Raw genomic sequence first — 20,688 nt, forward strand, 5'->3', positions numbered from 1 at the left:
TGATCGTAGTTAAATCAACGGGTTACTTCCAAATACTTCACCCATAATTTACTTCCATCAGCTCCCATAAACTGATCTCCTTTTTTACTTGAAGAACAAACGATAGCTAACTTATACTTCTTCTTAGTAGGATCAAAACTTCCATTTCCTGTTTCTTTAAAAGGAATGGTTAAAGTCACATAATCAGCTTTAGCGGAACCATCTTCCAGTACAGCTTTCATAATCACTTTATTAGAAGTATTAATATTTGTACCATCCAAAGTCTCAGCATACGAGTCTACTTCATAAAGATAAGCATTGATCGAACATTCATCTTTTTCATTAGGCACAACCTCTGTATCATTCGCATTATTCTTCACTACGGTTTTATAAAATGTTGTTCCCGGAGTATACTTATAAGTAATCTTGAAATTGACAGGTTTCACACGGTAAGGCACACCAAAATGAGTACTCTTCAGCGTGTTAGTGATATCAACCTTAAATTCTCCCAAGAACATCGTTCCAGCAGTTACTCCCGGAACCAAAGTACTTGGTAATGTAGCACTTACTGTACGAGAAGTAGTAATTTCAGCAGCGTTATCACTTGCTTTTACCACAGGAGTTGGTACATCTATCCCAAACATAGGGAAGAAAGCAGCTGCTAAATTAGATGTAGTCAGACCATTAGGTTTTTCAAAATCACCGTCAGCAACCCAAGTTGCCATATCGTACACAGGATTCAATTCTGCAATACGAACCATTTTCAACATTTTCTTTGACGGATAACGAATATCTTCCGGAGTTACATGATAACCTACATAATAATTTTCCTTCAATTGAGAAAAATCAATAGCTGTATTGGGTTCCACTGCACTAACTTTCTTATTTCTATTATCATAAATAATAATAGAATCCAAGACTGCGGTAGCAGGAATTTCGATTTTAGGAATAAACACTAATTGATCATCCGGAGTCGATTCCCAAACTTTAAAGGTATAAGTATTTCCAGATACTGTAACTCCTTCTGCAACAGCATCACCTGTTACAGTAATCGTTGCCTTCGTATCTGTTGATTCTTCTACTATATTACCACTGAAGTCTACCCCTACAGTCAATCCGGCAGTAACAGCATTTACATTCAGGCTCAGCTCCATTTTCTCACCAATAATAGTACCATTTGCATCAATCAATACTTTGCCAACAGCTTCCAATGTCATTTCCTGACTCTTTGTCTTAAAACCATAGATCGGTTTACCATCTTGTTCACCTCTATGACGTACAGCAACAGTATCTAATGAGATATCACCTAATTTCAATCCCTGGAATGCGAAATCATTAATTTTCAACTTAATAGCAGAGGTATCTTTACTTACTACAGAAGTATAAACCCTCTGTTCCATCTCAATAGGAGTCGGAATATTAGACACATTAATGGTCATCTTGCCTTTGAAAGTTTTTCCAGTAAGTCCCGCTTTCTTCGCATTAATGCTGTCACCTTTAATTTCAGTAGCTGTAATACTTGCAGTCAGTACACCTTCATCTACCACTCCTTCAAAAGTAACATCATAACCAACTACTGCATTAGATACTTTTCCACTCAACTTACTAATATATGCACTACGAGTAGTTGCTTCAAATTCTGCATTGGGTATAGAAAACTCCTTTACATCCGGAATTATATTCAGCAACTTTATAGTAAGCGATTTATCATCCTGTTGTACCAAGTCAATTTGTGCATCACCCGATACTGCCTCTCCACCTAATGTAACCTTTACCTTATCACCAGTATATTGAGCTACTACATCTTCTACCACAGGAGGAATTTCCTTCTCATCATCCTTACAAGATGATAAAAAGCCTAACATGCACATAAGAGCGCAAGATAAATACAATAAATTTTTCTTCATAAATTAATCACGTTTAGTTAGTAATTTTTAATTTTCATTCTAAAACGGAGCAAAGTAACAGCTTTATTTCCATCCAAACAAGGTCTATCTTACGTATTTTATGTTCTAAATTTAAGATTAAGTTGGTTATCGAGCGAAATCGTATTAAAAAAAAATTAATCTATGATTCGAATCGAGCAAATATAATATATCTCCATCATCATCTTTAATAAGATAATGATAGAATTGTTTTCTCCTGCTAATTACTTATATTACACTGATTATACGAAAACAAGGGTAGGAGATCCTATCTATCAAAAAAGATCTCTTACCCTTCATCTGCTTTCACACATAATAATATAATTGTATATATGCGTTTTTAATTACTGCTACCGATTATCCTATTTTTTAAGAATCAGTATATTTCGTCCAATACTTTCACCCGAAATGCGAGGTATACCGGGACCGTATGCTCTTGTCTCATAATCTCACCAATCTTTTTGACAATCTCAGGATACTTAGGACTGTGAATGAATTTACACCGGCCAGCTCATGAAGGTCTGCCGTTGCACAAGTAATGCAGAACATACATATCTAATATTCATACAAACTCAATATGAAACAGTCCGGCACTATTTTTCTAATGGTGATATCTTAAAAGTAGTCATCACAAAGCCGTGATCGGAAGGATAAAAGAACTCCTCTCCCATAAATTTCAAAGGCTTGGTCAACTCCTGATTATAAGATTCGGAGGTAATTGCACGAATGGTCTTGCCTTGGTAATAGATAAAATCAATACGGTCGGATCGGAGTGGTTTATCTTCATTATCATAGATCCATGTAGTCCCTATATTTTTTTCCGGTTCGGGATGTATTTCGCGGAAGCTGTCTTTGAAACCTGCATTTTGCATCTCTTTAGATACAGTCCACTCCACAACTGCACCACCATGATGATACATGTCTTTCGTTGCATCAGTCCAATCAAGATGGGAATGCACATTGAAATCTCCACCCATAATCATGGGAATACTGTCAGTCTGACGAATCATCGGCTGCAAGACAGAGAGTATACGGCGTATTTCATTATCCCGGGTACCGGCATCATCCCATGCGAGAATATCTGTTTCCGATTGTTCGGTAGGTACCAAGCGCATATCAGGTAAATAATGCAACCAGGTATCGAATAAACGGACCGGTGTGCCATCCATGTCTATTTCGACTCCTCCAAAATTGAATGTAGAAATGGAGTCAGGGAAAAGATATGTTTTTTTAATCGGATAGCGGCTATAAATACACAGATTGTCCGATAACAATACATAATCATATCCCAAAGAGTCTGCAACCATTGGAGCCGCACCATAAGTCTCAATCATCAAAATAACATCGGCCTGACTCTTTCTCAGAATCCCGATAGTACCTTCACATCCTTTTTCAGGATAATTTTTAGCATGTCCCGCATGCCATACATTCCATGACAAAACTTTTAATTCTTTCTCTTTTGCACGTTCTTGCGTACAGGAAGCAAAGCTTATTGCAACAATAGCAACAAAAATATATATAAACTTATTCATACCTATTCTATTATTGAAAATAATACATGGAGATATGACAGAAGTTACCTCCTGTCACACCTCCACAAAAAGAATTAATTATTTAGTAAAAAATGCAGTTGTTACCGGATTGCCCAACCAAGCTTCGTGAGGCTCTACGCCCAACAACCAGGCTTCTGTGGCAGGTACGTCAATAACCATCGTGCTTTCAGTAATCTTATAATTCTTTTTCACACCCTTTCCATAAAAGACAAGTGGAGTCTCCATTTCATTGAGCGTTTTTCCTCCATGATTGGTACCGATGCCACCATGGTCTGCAGTCAAAATAATCACTGTTTCGTCCATCATACCGGCTTCTTCAATAGCTGCTACTATTTCACCTAAATACCCATCCAATTCATCTAACTTTTCATAATACTCTTTAGATTCCCATTTATAGGTATGTCCGGTATGATCAGGATATTCAAATATAACAGCACAATACATCGGCTTTTTCTCTTTCAGATAATTGACGGCGAATTGTGTCGCTCCCTTGGGATGATCTTTTGTCTGTGGAGCATGTACGAAATGATTGATGGCAAGCGAATCGACTAAATACTTCATGCCATCCCATTCGTAAATATAACCGAGTTCCGCTTTAGGATGTGTATCGCGCAACAATCCGTACAGTCCCGGAAAACGGCCATATTGGTTGGTGATAAAAGGAGGAATTTCCGGCGTTTTGCTTCCCCAAGTAGTGTAACCGTGAAGTTCCGGTCCTACTCCGGTAAACATGGAAGCCCAGTTAGGAGCACTCGATGAAGGGAGGATAGAACGGTTATTCAATGTAGAAGCTCCTTCTTTCATCAACCGATTGAAATTGGGCATGGGATGATTACGGATAGCAACAGCACTCAATCCGTCAAAAGCAACCAATACCACATGCTTGGGACGTTTCTTCAAACGTGGGCCGGCCGCGCTTACTTCACTGACAAATAAACCAAGAATCAAGGAAAATATAAATAGTATAGATATCTTTTTCATTTTGTATATACATTTAATTGTGTAACTTAAAATTATAAATATTGCCGCCAAAATCGGCAACAAACAGACAGTTACCACTAACTGCCACGCTTGAGAATACAGGTGCTCCCAAGGCCCGCTTACCGCGATAAGCCCCCGTATTCAGGTCAACGGCATGCAAATATCCATCGCTGGCGCCAAAGAGAACAGCCGAACCTACAAGGACAGGCGAAACCTCGACCGTACATTCCTGATTATGTGAATACGGAACGGTATAGAAAAGACTTGTCCCGGTACGATAATTCCAGACTTCCTTAAAAGTGAGGCGGTCAAAAGCGACCACACCTTTATTGGAAGTAGAAACAATCAGATATTTATCCGTCACAAGCGGAGCGCAAGCCGAATTAAATTCATAAGAAGTTTCTGCCATTTTCAGAATATCTCCCGAACGGGGATTGATTACATACAGATTCTCACATGAAGCTAAATAGAAATTACCATCATAGAAAGTAGCTGATCCGTCTCGAAAACGAATCTTACTATCACGCTTCTTCCACAACAAAGCACCATTACTGATGTCATGTCCGAAAAGCCCGTTCCAATGGGCCGATGCAACTAACACTCCCGCACCCACGGTAAAAGTGGAAGTGGTTCCCTCGCCTCCGTCCCAGGCTTTATTCTGCCATAAAATTTTTCCGTCGACAGCCTGCACAGCACAAGTACCTTTTGCATGTCCGGCATATACCACACCATCGGCTACGGCCAATCCTTCGTCGAGAAGCGGCAGCAAAGAAACCGGCAATTGCGTTTGCCAGCAAGCTGTTCCTTTTTCAGCATCTATGGCATAAAGCATTCCCGAAGCATCCGAAGCGAATATACGGCCATCTTCATAGGCAATGGTATTCTTTATCGAATTGGAAGTGACAAAGGTCCAGCAAAGATGTCCTGTGGTCGCATCATAGGCTTTTACATAGCATTTCTTCGCTTTGTCATCATCAATGGTTCCGATAAAGACTTTGTTCTGCGCAACAATCGGCGAGCACATGTAAATGTTGCTGCCGACATTCTGAATCCAGTTGGTTTGCAAGGGTAAAGATACACTGTCATTCACCAGTTGGTTGTGTGCGGCATTTCCACGAAGCCCTGCCCAGACATCAGATGTCGCAATGACCGATAGCGGCTGCTTAGTTACAGTATAGTCTACTCTCTTCGTCAAACGAGTTCCATCTTCAAACTCAGCAGTCACCAACAGGCGTTGCTTACCGCCGGATACCCGGACCGCCCCGCTCCATCCCCAGTCTGTTTCAGGCATAAGCGTCACAGTCGATACAAGCCTTCCGTTTCGTTCAACAGAAGCTGTCACCTTCTTCGCATCCGATATAGTACGGTAAGCATTGATCCGGACCGTCATTTTTCCGTCAGGAACTGAAACAGTTTCACCTTCCGCCGGATAGGCAGAAGTCAATATTCCGTCTATATAAGTATAACGAGTTGCTGAACTTAATTTACCTTTGGTATCAGCATTGTAAATTCTGAAACAAGAAGTTCCATGGTCTATTCCTCCTTTGTCCGGAGTGGATGAGCAGTAAGTATGAAGTCCTGACTTCAACTGCTTATAATAATGATTGTGCCAGTGTCCGTAAATCATGGCATCCAGATTGTAATCAGCAAAGTCTATCTGTTCGCCATTTTTATCTTTGAAGAGCAAATCGTCTCCCCAAAACCATAAGTCGTGATTAAATAAAACAATTCTTTTCCCTTTATCCGTTTGTGCAAGATCATTCTTCAGCCAACGGATGATGTCGGAACGCCTGTACGAAGGTGCATGATCACCACCCAGCATCGGAGTTACTACATAATGTACATTACCGACATCAAACGAATACCATGAAGGACCAAAATGACTTTGCCACAACTCTTCACCGTATTTTCCGGCACGCAGATCATGATTCCCCACACAATAGTAGGTCGGAATTCCCAAATCTACGGAACGAAGATAACGTCCATGAAAATCCTGATGAGCTTCATAACAAATATCACCGGTATGGATAATAAAAGCAGTCGGATTGGTTTTCACGTACTCTTTCAAGTTATCGATCCAATCACCGTATAGAGAAGTTTCCGTATCTGTAATTTGTACAAACGAATATCCATTCCCGGTATTTACCGAGGTCTTGCAGATACCCAATTCATACTTTTTTCCGGTTCCGTCAAAAGATAGGTAATGGGAGGTTGATGCCTGATACCCATCGGGAACAGTCAAAGTTACAAAACGTGTATCTTTATGTCCCGGAAGTATGAAATGACCATCATCTGTGGTTTTCACCACATTGAGACCATCTTGTACGCAGACTCCTTTTAGCCCCCTCTCTCCCGCATCACAAATGCCATTACCGTTCGCATCGATATAAACTTTTCCTTCTATTTGTGCGAACACAGAGCTACCGACTCCCAGGAATAAAGCAGCCATGCTTATAAATAATTTCAACATATTTATTAATTTATCATATTAATTGCCCTTGTCACTTAACGAAAACAAGAGGGCCCCTTCATTACTGCCGAAGCAGCCCTTCCTGTTTTCTGATTAAGATAAACCTATTCCCAGAATGGATTCTGATAGAGGTTCTCGTTAACAGTTATATCTTTGGTAGCTACCGGATAGTAATAATATTTTGGAGATACAAAAGTATACTTATTATGTTGGGCAACCAAATAGATATAGCCTTTTGTTCCTTCGGTAAGTCCGATGGTATTACCTTCCAAAGCATAAACTGTCAGTTTATACTTTTGCTTGTCTTCTTCGGGAATTTTATCTATATCTGCTTTCTTTTCTACTATAGCGACATCCGGTTGACCGTCACCTGTCACATCATAGTATCCCATCCCCGGAATATAAGCTCCTTCGGGAGCTGCTTCAAACAACTTTCCACATCCCCAACGCATCAAATCGCCATATCTGAACCCTTCGCATGCCAACTCGATTCTCCGTTCACGGCGCACTTCCAAAACAGCACCTTTCTGTGCTGACTGTACATTGGAGTAACGTTCATCCTGTACCGGATCAATATTAGCCAACCAATCATCCAACGAAGCATCCGGCATGCCTGCACGCTGCCTGATCAGGTTAATTGTCTGGTTGACATCATCTTGTGTGAGTATACCCAGCTCGGCTTTTGCCTCTGCATACATCAACAAAACCTCGGCATAACGGATAATAGGCAAATCTGTATACGATTTTCCCCAGTCAATCTGATCGAATGTCAGCGGACGGAACTTAATCTGAGGATATCCTCCCAAGTTCAATTTCGTACGATGAGGTTCAGTGGTTCCCACATTCAAAACACCCGGTTTCATAAATGTTTGTTCCAGGCGGGGATCTCTGTTTTCAAAGACTTCAAGTACTGTCTTCGTTTTATAGCCTTCCACTTGATGAAAATACTCGGTATGTCCATCCTTAACAACTAAATAATCTTCCATCAGGCTACGGGAAAGACCGGTGTTGTAGTCAAACTGAGCCTGAGCATTGTGCAGACGTCCTAACGCCTTGTCGTAGTCAGCTACCAGAATCATTTCCGGATTCTGTGTAAGATCCGTACTGCAAAAAAGTGACTGATAGGCCGGTAAACCACTCTCTTTGGTTGTAGACAAACTGTAACTTTTTGTGTCCATAATCTTCTGGCATGCCTCTACCGCTATTTTCAAGAATCGGTCGCCGTCATTCAGCTTCAGTTCCGGATGATATTTACGGAACGTTCCTTCATGCAAAGCAATCCGTGCCTGTACAGCCAAAGCCGCATCACGATAAATACGAGTCGTGCTTTTAGTCGTTTTCATATGAGTTACGGCAAAGTCAAGATCTGCCATAATAGAGTCTACCACCAATGTTCGGGGGTCCTGCGGCTTATACAATAAATCAATGTCTGTCGTTTGCAGGTCATGGCTATACCAAGGTACATCCGAATAATCTTTCACCTTTGAATAATAGACCAGTGCACGAAACATACGTGCCAACCCAATATAATGATTAATCTCACCGCGATCTCCTTCTACACGACCTGTCCGAGCCAACATAAAATTGACTGTACGAATGTTGCTCCAGCTCCATTTACCTATATTATCCGCCCGATATTCGCCGCGCATCATTTTATAAATATCGGTATCTTCTGGGTAAAGCATATTGTCGGAAGGAGTATCCGAATAGCTTGCACCGATATAGCCGTACATGCCATTGGTATAAGTCTCCAAATCAGCAGGAGAAGAAAAAAAGACTTTCTCTGTAATACTCGTTTCCGGAAAGCGATCCATAAACCCGTCATTACAACTTGTCATCAGTCCTGCGCCTGTGAAACAGCACGCAGCCAGTAATATATGTTTTATTTTTGAACACATAGTTTATCTAAATTAGAATGTAACATTTAAACCGAATGAATAAGAACGCTGAAGAGGATAGACAATGTTACCTAAGCTCTCCGGATCTACTTTGTAATGCTTGTATAAACCCGAAAATTCACACAAATTATCACCGGAGAAGAAAATGCGCAAGCGCTCAATTCCTATCTTATTCAACAATACCTTAGGAAGTGTATAACCTACTGTGAGGTTTTTCAGACGCATATAAGCTGCATTCTGTAAATATCTGGTCTGTACCACTCCACATTCTCTATCCGTATTTTCCGCCACATAAGCTTTCATACGGGGGAAGTACGCATCCGGATTTTCCTCCGTCCAATGGTCATACATATTACCTTTGGTGATATTGGTCCAAGGCTGTGCATAGATACCCCAGAAATAGAGGTCACCGGTACCCGGATAATAATCCTTCTTACCTACTCCCTGGGCAAACAAGCTGAGATCGAATCCATTCCACTGTGCATTGGCCGATAAACCAAATGTATAACGAGCACGGCTATTACCTATAATTTTATAATCGCCATGGTCTTCCAAAGTCCATGCTCCGTCAGTAATTTTACCATCCTTGTTTTCATCTTTAAACTTCAGATCACCCGGTGCCAAAGGACGGGTACCCGGATAAGAAGTACACCATGACTGATCGGCATGATTCTTAATGTCTTCTTCGGAAGTAAAGAACCCTAAAGTTTCTACACCCCATATCTCACCAATCTCTTTTCCTACATAATAATCGCCCAGCAATCCCTTGGGATTTTCGTACTTTGTAATATAAGCACGGCTATCCGCCAGATTGAAGTTTACATCATAATAGAACGGTTTTCCGGCCAACTTGAACTGATCTTTCCAACCCACAGTCAATTCCCATCCTTCCGTCTTTAAATCGGCTGCATTCTGTTTGGGCACGTCGGTTCCCAAAACACTTGGAAGCGTAACTCCGGGGGTTAACATATCTTTTGTACGACGTACATATACCTCACCTGTTATGCTTAAACGGTTATCAAAGAAATTGGCATCCAAGGCAAGATTGGTAGTAGTTACCTTTTCCCAGGTTAAGTTACCGGCAACCAATCCGGGAGCTCCCACATATACCGGTTGCTGCTTATCCAGTATCTGACTGATTTTTCCTGATCCCATCGTGGCAAGATATGCATAAGCATCCACATCCTGGTTTCCTAAACTACCATAGGAACCTCTCAACTTCAGAAAACTGACCACTCCGGTCAAAGGCTCAAAGAACTTTTCACGTGAGATGACCCATCCTAAAGAAACAGAAGGATTAAATACAAAACGGTCATTCTTAGGGAAACGTGAAGTACCGTCATAGCGTCCGTTGAATTCAAAAATATATTTGTCGTTATAAATATATCCCAAACGCGCAAAAGCACCTCTCAGAGCCCAGGTCGTTATACTCTGGGACATATTCATATCACCTGTAGCCAGATTAATAGTAGGCAGTGAACTTGAAATCAGTTCTTTACGATTTGCTTTTACGTAATCATATTTATACTCTTCCTGATTGAAACCCACAACAGCAGTGACAGCATGCTTCTTCGCAAATGTTTTTTGGAAGGTACCATATACATCAAATAGAATATGTTTCGTATCGGAGTTACTGCTTGAAGCATCGGATACGGTCGAAATCGGATTAAATGTCAAAACAGGTAATTCCGGTCCGTTACGGTAAGTCACAGGCAAATTATACCAATTACTTCTGGTTTTTGTATTTGAAAAGGCAAATGTTCCTTGTACAAAAAAGACATCTTTGATCACATCTATCTTAGTCGACAAGTTGATATTTGTATTTGTTTTCCAGTCGGTAGCACGACCACCTTCGGCCAATGCTCCCAATGTACCGACACTGGCATCTGTCCAAGTTCCATCAGGATTCTTAACCATATCCATCGGATTCTTACGATACATCTGTTTATAAGTGTTGGTCATGGCATTTGCATAATCATAATCGGAAGTCGTCAGGCTGACATTACTGTTCAAGCTCCACCAGTCTGTCAGTTTAAACTGTAATTTGGTACGCAGGTTATATCGGTTATAAATGTCATTACCATACTTAAACATACCGTTCTGCCGATTGTATCCTCCCGAAAAGTAATAGGAAATACGATCTGTTTTTCCGGAAATATCAATGTTGTGGATAGTTGAAAAACCTACATCGTTGTAAGCCTCGTCAACCCAGTTTGTCCGACCAAAGTAAGTATAAGATCCATCCGGATTCAAGAAATAAGGAGAAGTAGAAGGATCCTCAGAACATTTCTTCGCATAGGCCAGTTGCTCCTCGTTATAAAGATTATACCATGGATATGCCATCGTATTTCGAGTGGTTGCCACCAGATAAGGATCTGTTATAATTTCCGGCATGCGGGTATTGGTACGTAATACAAAATTATTGTTATAATTGACGGTAAGTTTTTCATTGCTACCATCCTTGGTTGTCACCAGGATGACACCAAACGCAGCACGTGAACCATATATAGCAGATGACGCAGCATCCTTCAATACAGAAATATTTGCTATATCAACAGGATTCATACGATTCAGTTGATCACTGGTAGAGACCACACCGTCGATGACAACCAACGGAGAACCTCCATTCAATGAGGTGGTACCACGAATATTATAAGAAGGAGAATCATCTGCTTCACCATCACCGACCGATACATTGAGGTTGGCAACAGCACCTTGCAGCGCTTGTCCCATATTCAATACCGGACGGTCCTCGATCGCTTTGGTAGAAACAGTTGCTACCGAACCCGAAAGATTAACTTTCTTCTGAACAGCATAGCCAACTACCACGACTTCATCCAGCGCTTTACTGTTTTCTTCCAATACAATGTCTATCACTGATTTATCACCTACTTTTACAGTCTGGGCGATATAGCCGACGTATGAAAACTTAAGTGACTTACCTGCCGGAACCTTCAACGAATATTTCCCATCGATATTAGTGATAACACCGGTAGTAGTTCCCAATACCGTTACATTTACACCTATCAACGTTTCGCCTCGTGTGTCTGTAACCGTACCGGTTATCTCTTTCGTTTTCGCAGTATTATCATTTGGGGTATTTTGTTTCTCCGCACCGGGAACCAAAATAATCTTTCTATTCTCCACTACACATTTGCAGTCCGGAAGAATTTTGGATAAAATCACATCAATACGTTCGTTATTGGCTTGTACCGTAACTTTACGGTTCATGTCAATTTCGGCATCATTGTAGAAGAAAGTGTATTCACTCTTCGATTCGATCGATTTAAGCACTTGCTTTAGGGGAACTTGTTTCACATGAAGATTGATGCGGGTTTGCTGAGCATAAACTCCCTGAAAAACAAATAGAAACAAAATAAAAGACATTAGTCTAACTAAACGAATGTTTCTTTCTGTTAAGAAAAAGCTTAAAAAGCTTCTCCATTTAAATTTATTCATATCTTTGTAAAAGATTTAAAGTAAATAATTGCGCCTCCTGCAAGAGACGTGATTAAAAAAACTCAGAGATAGGTAAGTGCTGCAACATTTACCTATTTTTTTGCTTGGATGTGTGTTTCTACATATTTTCAATTCATTTTAAGATTAATACTTGTGTTGCCTATCGCTTTCTGGGAAGAATATGTAAGATACCATTCTCCCAGTAATATCTTATTGGAGCAACCAAAGTCATCGCTTTCAGAATTTCATCCAGATTCTCTCCATTCCTGACAGAGAACGACATAAATACTTTTTCAGCAAACTCTGACGGACATTCAATATCCACCCCATACCACTTATTTAAATTAATAATAATATCAGCCAACTTATCATTATCAAAAGTCAGTTCATTTTGAATCCAACTGATATAATCATCCGTATTCACCATTTGTACTTTCGTACGTTCACTCTTCTTATCATAATTAATCAACTGCCCGGGAGTCAATACTACCGAATGATTCATCTTACAACCGGCAATCTTCACACTACCTTCTACCAATACTGCTTCGACCCCGGATTTCCGTCGATAGTTGTCAACAATAAAACGAGTCCCCAATACCTCTACTTTCATCTCTCCGGCTTGCACACGGAAAGGAAGCTTCTCATTCCTCCGTACCTCAAAATAGGCTTCACCGGACAAACTGACTTCACGGGCTGATGAACTAAACGTTTCAGGATATTCCAATAAACTATTGGAATTAAGCCATACAACCGTACTATCCGGCAAAACAAATCGTCCCTTACTTCCATTGGCAGTCAACAAACGATTCATGACATCCGGCTGTTTCGGGACCGAACTGCTACCCCAATAATAAAAGACAGACCCTACAGTAAATAACATCAAAAAGACAGCTGCCACACGCAAGAACGGAACGAAGTGTTTCCTGAAAACGAATCTGTTTTTACGTAAACCGGATTCTGTTGACTGTATCCGATTTTTAAATCGCTCTAGCGCTATCTCTGTTTCCAGATCGTCGGTAGCTATCGTGTTGCCTAAAAGCCATAAATCACGGACTTCGGAAAATTCATTCCGGTTCTTTTCTGATTGTTTCAGCCAGTTGAACAGAAAAACTTTCTCTTCACCGGTAGCCGTACCATCCAGAAAACGTATGATAACTTCATTTATGTCTTTAATTTCATTCTTCATTTTTAGCTCCTCTATTAGTAATACAAGTGAAATTTAAAAAACCCTCCTCCAAAAACATACTTTTTTTTAAATATTATTTAGAGCAGAGATAAAGCAAGAATAAAAGACTCATTAAATCCTTGTTTTTAAGATGAGTACGTAGTTCCAACAAAGCACGGGTCAAATACTTTTCTACGGTTTTTGGAGAAAGATCGAGCTGAACGGAGATTTCCTTTATTTTCAGACCATAGCTTCTACTTAATATAAATACCTTTTTTACTTGCGTAGGAAGTGTTTCGATAAAAGTTTCAATTTCACCCTGGAGTTCTTTCATGAACAACGAGTTTTCCTGATTATTCTCCAGAATTTGCAGTGCTTCGATTTGATCGGAAAATTGTTCTACGGATTCTTCTTCGGTATATTTCTTACTGGAAAGGATATTAAGCGATTTATTATAGACAGCCTTAAAAAGATAGGCTTTTACCGCGCCATCAAATTCAATATCTGTACGTTTATTCCATAAAGCAACAAAAACATCCTGCACTACGTCTTCTGCAATATCCCAATCATTCACAAAACGGAACGCATATACCCGCAACACCTTATAATATTGCCGAAATAATTGTTCTACCGATTCAAGATTCGAATACATTGTATTTTCCTTCATTTTAAAGTATTAGTTAATAAAAAGGCATTGACAAAGTAACAAATAATAATAATAATCTCAAAATTTTAAGAAACGGTTTTAGCAATTGCAATAAATAAGTTGTGACAGTTTTCAAACAAACCGTTTTTCTCATCTCTATAAAAGCAGGTATCTGCATAAGGGCTTAGATAGCCATAGCCATTGAAAGCACTGTCCGTACTCATACTTACCGATTGACATTATAAAAGCAATATTCCGAAATCCGTATTAAAAAATTGCAAAAAGCCATTTTATACTAACTATTCATTTTACCAAAAACGGCGAAACAGGAGCGAATCGGCAAACAAAATGTGAATATCGGGTCTGTTTATACCCTGAAATCCGAAAGCAGGAAACAGGAAGTTAACATCGTAAAGATAAAAAACAAACTTCTTACCAAGAGAAAGTTAACATCGTGAGAGCAGGAAGTTAACTTCCTGCTTCCACGATATCTGTCTTCCAGAAAGAAAAGCAAGGCCACGTCGTAGAAAACAGAATAAATGGCCCTCGAAAAAGAGTATTTTCTTCTAGAATCCAATCACAAACGAGTATCACACAAATAGCATTTTGAAATCTTTCTAATATTTCTGCCTTTCATTTTATTACCTTACAAAACCAAAAACTCTTCTTTATAATCAAGATATCACCCAATCAGAAGACGCGTGAATTACACTATCGCAAAATTCACACATTTTTATTCAGCCCATCTCCTTCGGACCGTAAAAAAGAGTTTCTACACATTTTCAAAATACAAAATGACAGGATTGTAAGTGATCATGAAAAAACAAGTTGTGATACCTATTATGTGCGTTTTCTCTTACCATCCGGGATTCTGTACCAGTTTTTTTGACTTTTGTATCTCTGCCAACGGAATGGGATACAGATACATACGTTTTTCAAAAATACGAGTTTCAAAAGCAGTACGTTTCATGAAACCTTCAAGATCGGTAGCATTCATATCCATACCATGAACCGGACCACCTTGTTTATAACCCTCCTCTTCAGCACACATCCAACGGCGCACATCAAAATAGCGTTGTCCTTCGGCAAACAATTCGATACGACGCTCGTGACGGATCGCTTTTTCCTGCAACTCCCGGTTACCGATAATTTCCGGCTTAATATCTTTCAGCAAAGGAATACCGGCTCTATAACGAACACTGTCCACATACTGAATGATGCGTGCATCACCCGGATTTACATGATTCAAAGCTTCTGCATATAACAAATAGAAATCGGCCAAACGGAACAACATACCTGCTCGATATTTGGATTTCGGATTGTTTCCCTGATTCAACAAGTCACGGTTCATGCCTTTATAAAGTAAGTATCCCGAATAACTCATATCTGCTTTAGAATTATCGTCAGGCATTCCTTTATAAAAATAAATTTTCTTATCTGTTTTTTGCCATACTTTGCCGGAATAAGTTATATCCTGGTAAAAACGAGGTTCACGGTTCTTATACATATTCGGTATACCGTCTTCACCAATGCCCTCTTCTTTATACAAACCCGATTCTTCAATGCTCTTGCCATCACTCATCAAAAAGTCATCGATGGCTTCCTGGAGGACTCCGACACAACTGAATCCGCTAAAAATTGCACGCGGTGTACATCTACGCTCACGACCCTCACCATTTACGCCTCCCCAGGAGTTCTTACTACTTTGCCAAACAGCTTCGGAATTGTTAACGCTTACCTGAAACAACTGATAAAGTGACTCAGCCGGATCGATTTCACCATTTTTCATTACTTGGTATAAAGAGTAGCGTCCCTTTGAATAATCGATAAAACGTTGTAAAGCATCCAATGCAGTCTTCCATTTCGTGTCATCTTTTGCCGGGAAAAGTTGCTTGCCTTGATTATCCTTCAAAGCAATAGCTTCGGGATAACCACCATTGAACAACGGACTTGCCGCATATACATGCAATTTAGCCAAGATAGCCAATGCCGCCCCTTTGGTTGGCGCTGCCGCACGCTCATTATTGATGGTGCCATCCGGATTCAGTTCTTTCTCCGGAAGTAGGTCATAGCATTCATTAAGTTCTTTATCGATAAAAGCGACTACTTCATCTACCGAATTTCTGTAATAGTCCAAATCAGCGGCCGAGGGATCAGCGATTTCGGTCATAATAGGAATTGGGCCATATAACTCAAACAACAGGTAATGATAATAGGCACGTAAGAAACGTGCTTCATTTTTCAAAAGAGCCAGTTCTTTTTCATCAATAAAGTCAGCCACATCGCCATTCTGCGGAATAACGTGGGCATAGGCAATGAACTCATTCGCCTGTCGTATCTGTTTATAAAGACTCCAGCGTGACAAAGTTGCCGATCCGGCATGATAACCGATTGTCGGAATCGTCTTCACATTGTTCTGTGCAGATTTCAATTCATCAGAAACAGCCGGCCAAGGATTGTCCAAACCGGTCAGATCGGCATAAGCACTCGTTATAATGATGTTTGACACATCGGGAATACCCGTATAGATGTAGCGATGAAACCGACGTGCATAACTTGTGTTATTAAAAACTTCTTCCATAGTCATCTCCGCAGCCAGATCATCAGAAACATTCAGATAATCTTCACAACCGGAAAAGAGAGTCGCACTAAATCCAAGTGCCAGTATATAGGTGGATAAATTCTTAAATACTTTCATATAAATACTATTATTAATTTAGTTAGAATGTAAAGTCAAGACCAAAAGTAAATGTACGGTTCAAAGGATAAGGGAATCCTCCATTGCTGTTTCCTTGTTCGGGATCCCACATTTTAATATGATCCCATACACACAGATTGTTTCCTTGCACATAGAAACGTAATGCCTCTATATTCAACTTTTTCAGCAACTTTTTATCAAAATTATAACCTAATTCGATGTTCTTCAATCTCAGGAAACTTGCGTCACGCAACCACCACGTACTGGCTACCGTATTATTCTGGAAGTTGTTACTATGCATACGGGGAAACATTACATTCTGACTCGGATTCTGTTCTGTCCAGCGATCGGCTACCACCGAACGCACAGCAGATTCTTCAACTCCCCACTGGAAAGGGAAAAAAGTTGCGTCAGCTCCGGTTCCCAATACTGTCGAAGTGTTACCGGCTCCCTGAAAAAAGATACCTGCATAAAAACCTTTCCATTCAGCATTAAATCCAAAACCATAGACCACTTCGGGAACAGTAGGATTTCCTACATCTTCCTTCTGGTCATTACTGTCAATCTTACCATCACCGTTCAGGTCTTTGTATTTGATATCACCCGGACGCACACCGCTTGAAAGGCCGGAAACGACCCCGGGTTTTAATTCATAAGTACGGTTGAGCCCCTCACCATTGATGATAAAGTCATCATATGTATAAAGCCCCTCGGCAATATATAGTTTATTTGAGTTGAGTCGGGTGCCTCTTTTCTCCAACCAAGGATATACCTGTGGCACTTGATCGTATTCGATAATTTCATTACGGGCAAACGTAAAGTTTCCACGTGCACTCAGATTGACCTGCCCTATTTTCTGGTTAAGGATCAGACTGGCATCCACTCCATGATTCTTCACAATACCGAAATTCTGCCAAGGCATCTGCTGGAAGCCGGTTACATTGGACACTGTATTACGCTGCAACAAAATGCTTTTACGCTTATTATTGAAATAGTCAACTTGCAAATCAATACGGTTGTCGAATAACCCGAGATCAATACCGTAATTCTTCTTTTCCTCAATTTCCCATGAAAGGTAAGGAGCTTCAAACCGGGCTTCGGTTATTCCATTACCAATACCTCCCATACCTCCCGTATCGCTGAAACCGAGATCATATCCTCCATTATCCTGTTTCATCGTACCACGATACAAGAAACGGTCGCCACCGGTATCATCATTTCCCGTACGGCCGATAGAAAATCTAAATTTCAACTTATTGACCACCTTCTTCAATACCTCCGGATAAAAGGGTTCGTTACTGACATACCATGCCAATCCCATTGCCGGGAAAAAGCCGAAACGATATCCTTTGGCAAAGGTTTCGGAACCTGTATAACCGAAGTTTCCTTCTATAAAATAACGCCCGTCATAGCCATATGTAGCACGTCCCACAAGTCCCTGCTTTCTGTAAGGTAGAGCATTATTATGATATTGAGTCTCTTTTTGCATGTAAAGAACCATAGCAGTCACATCGTGTTTCTGCGCAAAAGTCCGGTTATAGTTGAACGAAGTCTCAAAATATATCTTTTTATTCGAAGAGTTTTCCAGTTTCTCGGTCAATACGTCGCTGCCTTCCACTACTTTCTTAAATTGCAATCCACCGTTTTCATCACGTCCGGTCGCCAGATATTGAGTAGGTGTCTTTGTACGTTTTGCTATATATTTCATGTCTGCATCGAAACTGATCAGACCTTTCCAGTTCAGTCCTTTGGTGATAAAGTCTAATTTTTGGTCTACTTCCAGTTTCGACTGGATAGATGTTCTCCATTCTTTGGCATATCCGGAATTCATAAGCAAGTTATACGGATTCACCCGATTACCCGAAGGACGCGGATGTCCGGCAATTGTCCCGTCTGAGTATTCAGCAGGCATCAGGTAAGACGGGGTGCGGCACATCGAATTAAAAATAGTATTTGTACTTGTCCCCGGATAGTTTGTCTGCAAATATTGCCCACTTATATCTACTTTTACTAAAGTCGTTTTCGTTGCATCAAAATCAATATTACTACGTAAATTATAACGTTTTAGCCCGATATTATTGTCATACTCGTTTTTCTTACCTTCTTTAAAGATACCGTTCTCCTGATAAAACGCTCCGGAAACAAAATAACGCGCACGTTCGGAACCTCCCCTTACATTAAGAGTATAACGCATATTGTAAGTATGCTCTCTCAACATCTCCTTCAACCAGTCGGTATCGGGATAAAGATCACGATCGGCTCCCGGACCATACATGGCAATTTCTTCCGCTGTGCGTATACTGGCTGTTCCTTCATTATTTAAAGCTTCATTATACAGATCGAGTGTCTCCACCGAATTCATGAATTTAGGTAGACGAGTCGGAGTAAGCAAAGTGGACTCGGCACGAAGAGATATTTTGGGCTTCTGTGAATTTCCACGCTTAGAAGTGATCAAAATAACTCCGTTGGCACCCTCTGCCCCATATACAGCCGTCGCAGCAGCATCTTTCAGCAAAGTAAACGATTCAATCTCGTCGGGTTCGATATCTTGCATATTACGAGGCACACCGTCAACTAAAACCAACGGATTCGTACCTCCCTTAAAAGAACTTACACCTCTAATCCAAAACTCAGAGTTATCATATCCCGGCTCACCCGAACGTTGAACGGCAATCAGGCCCGGCACCTGTCCGGCCAAGGAATTAGTCAGATTTCTGTTAGATGATACTGCCAGTTCTTTAGGCCCGATGGCATTAATAGAACTTACTACACTATTTTTTTTCTGTTTGCCGTAACCAATTACCACTACTTCATCCAACAATTCGGTGTTTGGAAGCATTTTTATAGCCAAAATCTTTTCACCTTTATAGGTTATCCGCTGTGGTTCGTAGCCCACATACGAAAAAAGAAGTATGTCCCCTTTTTTGGCATTTATCGAAAAATTGCCATCTACATCGGTAATAACTCCTGTAGTAGTTCCTTCCAATTTAATTTGTACTCCAATCAAGGGCTGGCCATTCTCATCCACCACAAGTCCGGCGGCATTACGGACTTGGGCAAAGGCTGAATTGAGTCCGATAGATAATAAAAACAGAACAAAGCAAATTGATCTTAATACTTTATTCTTAAGCGCATATTTTTCTGGTATCCCACCGATACGATTACTGGCAGTATCGGTATCATGACTAATATGAACAGTTATCGGTAAAACTGATATTAGCATAAAAGGTTTTCTCATAAGCTTAAATCTTTTTTGTTGTGTAGGTTTTAAAATTAATTTTCAAGAAAAGAGATACTATCCATCTATCGATGCATAGTTCTGTCTGGGATCGGGTCTTTCTTATGTTTTCATAGGCGTAATAAATATGGTTTATACTTCATCTATACTGAACCATGCTGATATTAATTTGCACAAAACGGCTGATTTTATCAGAGTTCCTGTAGAACTTAAGAAAAGAAAAAACCTATGAAATAAACAGGTAAACGATATAAACGAAAAGGAGAAATTGTAAAGTGTAGTTCAGAATCCTAAAGAAATATACCTATTTTCCACCCCTGGATATTTTCTATGAAAAAGTATATAATCAAAAGCTAGATGGTCAAATCATTGATAGTAAATAGTATAGAAAGCCATCTTATAGAAAGGAACTTTTAGAGTCATAATTACGATATTTTAAAAAAAGATATGCTTAAATAATTGTTTTATTAAAGTTATTAGTATATTTGCCACGAAAAAGAACCATTTATTACGAACTTTTAAAACTGTTAACTTCACAATCTAAAAGGTAGCATCTGTATGTATAATGCATAAAACTTTCCAAGTTCTACAGGAACTTTTCTCAAGTACTTTTGAATTTATTTATTTCCCAACAGAAGTGCATATTAATAACATTTTTATAGAAGATCATTGTAAA

The 20,688-nt window shown here is 40.0% G+C and carries 10 protein-coding genes; all 10 read right to left on the reverse strand.

Going from position 1 to position 20,688, the window contains the following annotated elements:
* Positions 1-14 precede the first annotated feature (14 nt).
* The 10 genes from BF9343_RS17210 to BF9343_RS17255 all read right to left on the reverse strand — a co-directional run bounded on the left by BF9343_RS17210 (position 15) and on the right by BF9343_RS17255 (position 20,012).
* Positions 15-1,886, reverse strand: a complete 1,872-nt coding sequence (locus BF9343_RS17210; protein ID WP_010993471.1) for a PCMD domain-containing protein — start codon at positions 1,884-1,886, stop codon at positions 15-17.
* 611 nt (positions 1,887-2,497) lie between these two features.
* Positions 2,498-3,436, reverse strand: a complete 939-nt coding sequence (locus tag BF9343_RS17215; RefSeq protein ID WP_005798133.1) for an endonuclease/exonuclease/phosphatase family protein — start codon at positions 3,434-3,436, stop codon at positions 2,498-2,500.
* A gap of 78 nt (positions 3,437-3,514) precedes the next feature.
* Positions 3,515-4,438 (reverse strand): alkaline phosphatase, encoded by a 924-nt coding sequence (locus tag BF9343_RS17220; protein ID WP_005798135.1) that lies wholly within the window; start codon positions 4,436-4,438, stop codon positions 3,515-3,517.
* A gap of 13 nt (positions 4,439-4,451) precedes the next feature.
* Complete coding sequence (locus BF9343_RS17225; RefSeq protein ID WP_010993472.1) at positions 4,452-6,908, reverse strand: outer membrane protein assembly factor BamB family protein; 2,457 nt, start codon at positions 6,906-6,908, stop codon at positions 4,452-4,454.
* A gap of 104 nt (positions 6,909-7,012) precedes the next feature.
* The gene (locus tag BF9343_RS17230) at positions 7,013-8,806 is read right to left on the reverse strand and encodes a RagB/SusD family nutrient uptake outer membrane protein (RefSeq protein ID WP_010993473.1); all 1,794 of its coding nucleotides are present in this window, start codon (positions 8,804-8,806) and stop codon (positions 7,013-7,015) included.
* A gap of 12 nt (positions 8,807-8,818) precedes the next feature.
* Positions 8,819-12,265 (reverse strand): SusC/RagA family TonB-linked outer membrane protein, encoded by a 3,447-nt coding sequence (locus tag BF9343_RS17235; RefSeq protein WP_005798139.1) that lies wholly within the window; start codon positions 12,263-12,265, stop codon positions 8,819-8,821.
* Between the two features lie 160 nt (positions 12,266-12,425).
* Complete coding sequence (locus BF9343_RS17240) at positions 12,426-13,451, reverse strand: FecR family protein (protein WP_005790745.1); 1,026 nt, start codon at positions 13,449-13,451, stop codon at positions 12,426-12,428.
* A gap of 73 nt (positions 13,452-13,524) precedes the next feature.
* The gene (locus BF9343_RS17245) at positions 13,525-14,097 is read right to left on the reverse strand and encodes an RNA polymerase sigma-70 factor (RefSeq protein WP_010993474.1); all 573 of its coding nucleotides are present in this window, start codon (positions 14,095-14,097) and stop codon (positions 13,525-13,527) included.
* Positions 14,098-14,932: 835 nt separating this feature from the next.
* A complete protein-coding gene (locus tag BF9343_RS17250; RefSeq protein ID WP_005790751.1) occupies positions 14,933-16,774 on the reverse strand; it encodes a RagB/SusD family nutrient uptake outer membrane protein in 1,842 nt (613 codons plus the stop codon).
* A 22-nt stretch (positions 16,775-16,796) separates the two neighbouring features.
* A complete protein-coding gene (locus tag BF9343_RS17255) occupies positions 16,797-20,012 on the reverse strand; it encodes a SusC/RagA family TonB-linked outer membrane protein (protein WP_010993475.1) in 3,216 nt (1,071 codons plus the stop codon).
* Positions 20,013-20,688 lie beyond the last annotated feature (676 nt).

It is taken from the genome of Bacteroides fragilis NCTC 9343, assembly GCF_000025985.1.
Classification (GTDB): domain Bacteria; phylum Bacteroidota; class Bacteroidia; order Bacteroidales; family Bacteroidaceae; genus Bacteroides; species Bacteroides fragilis.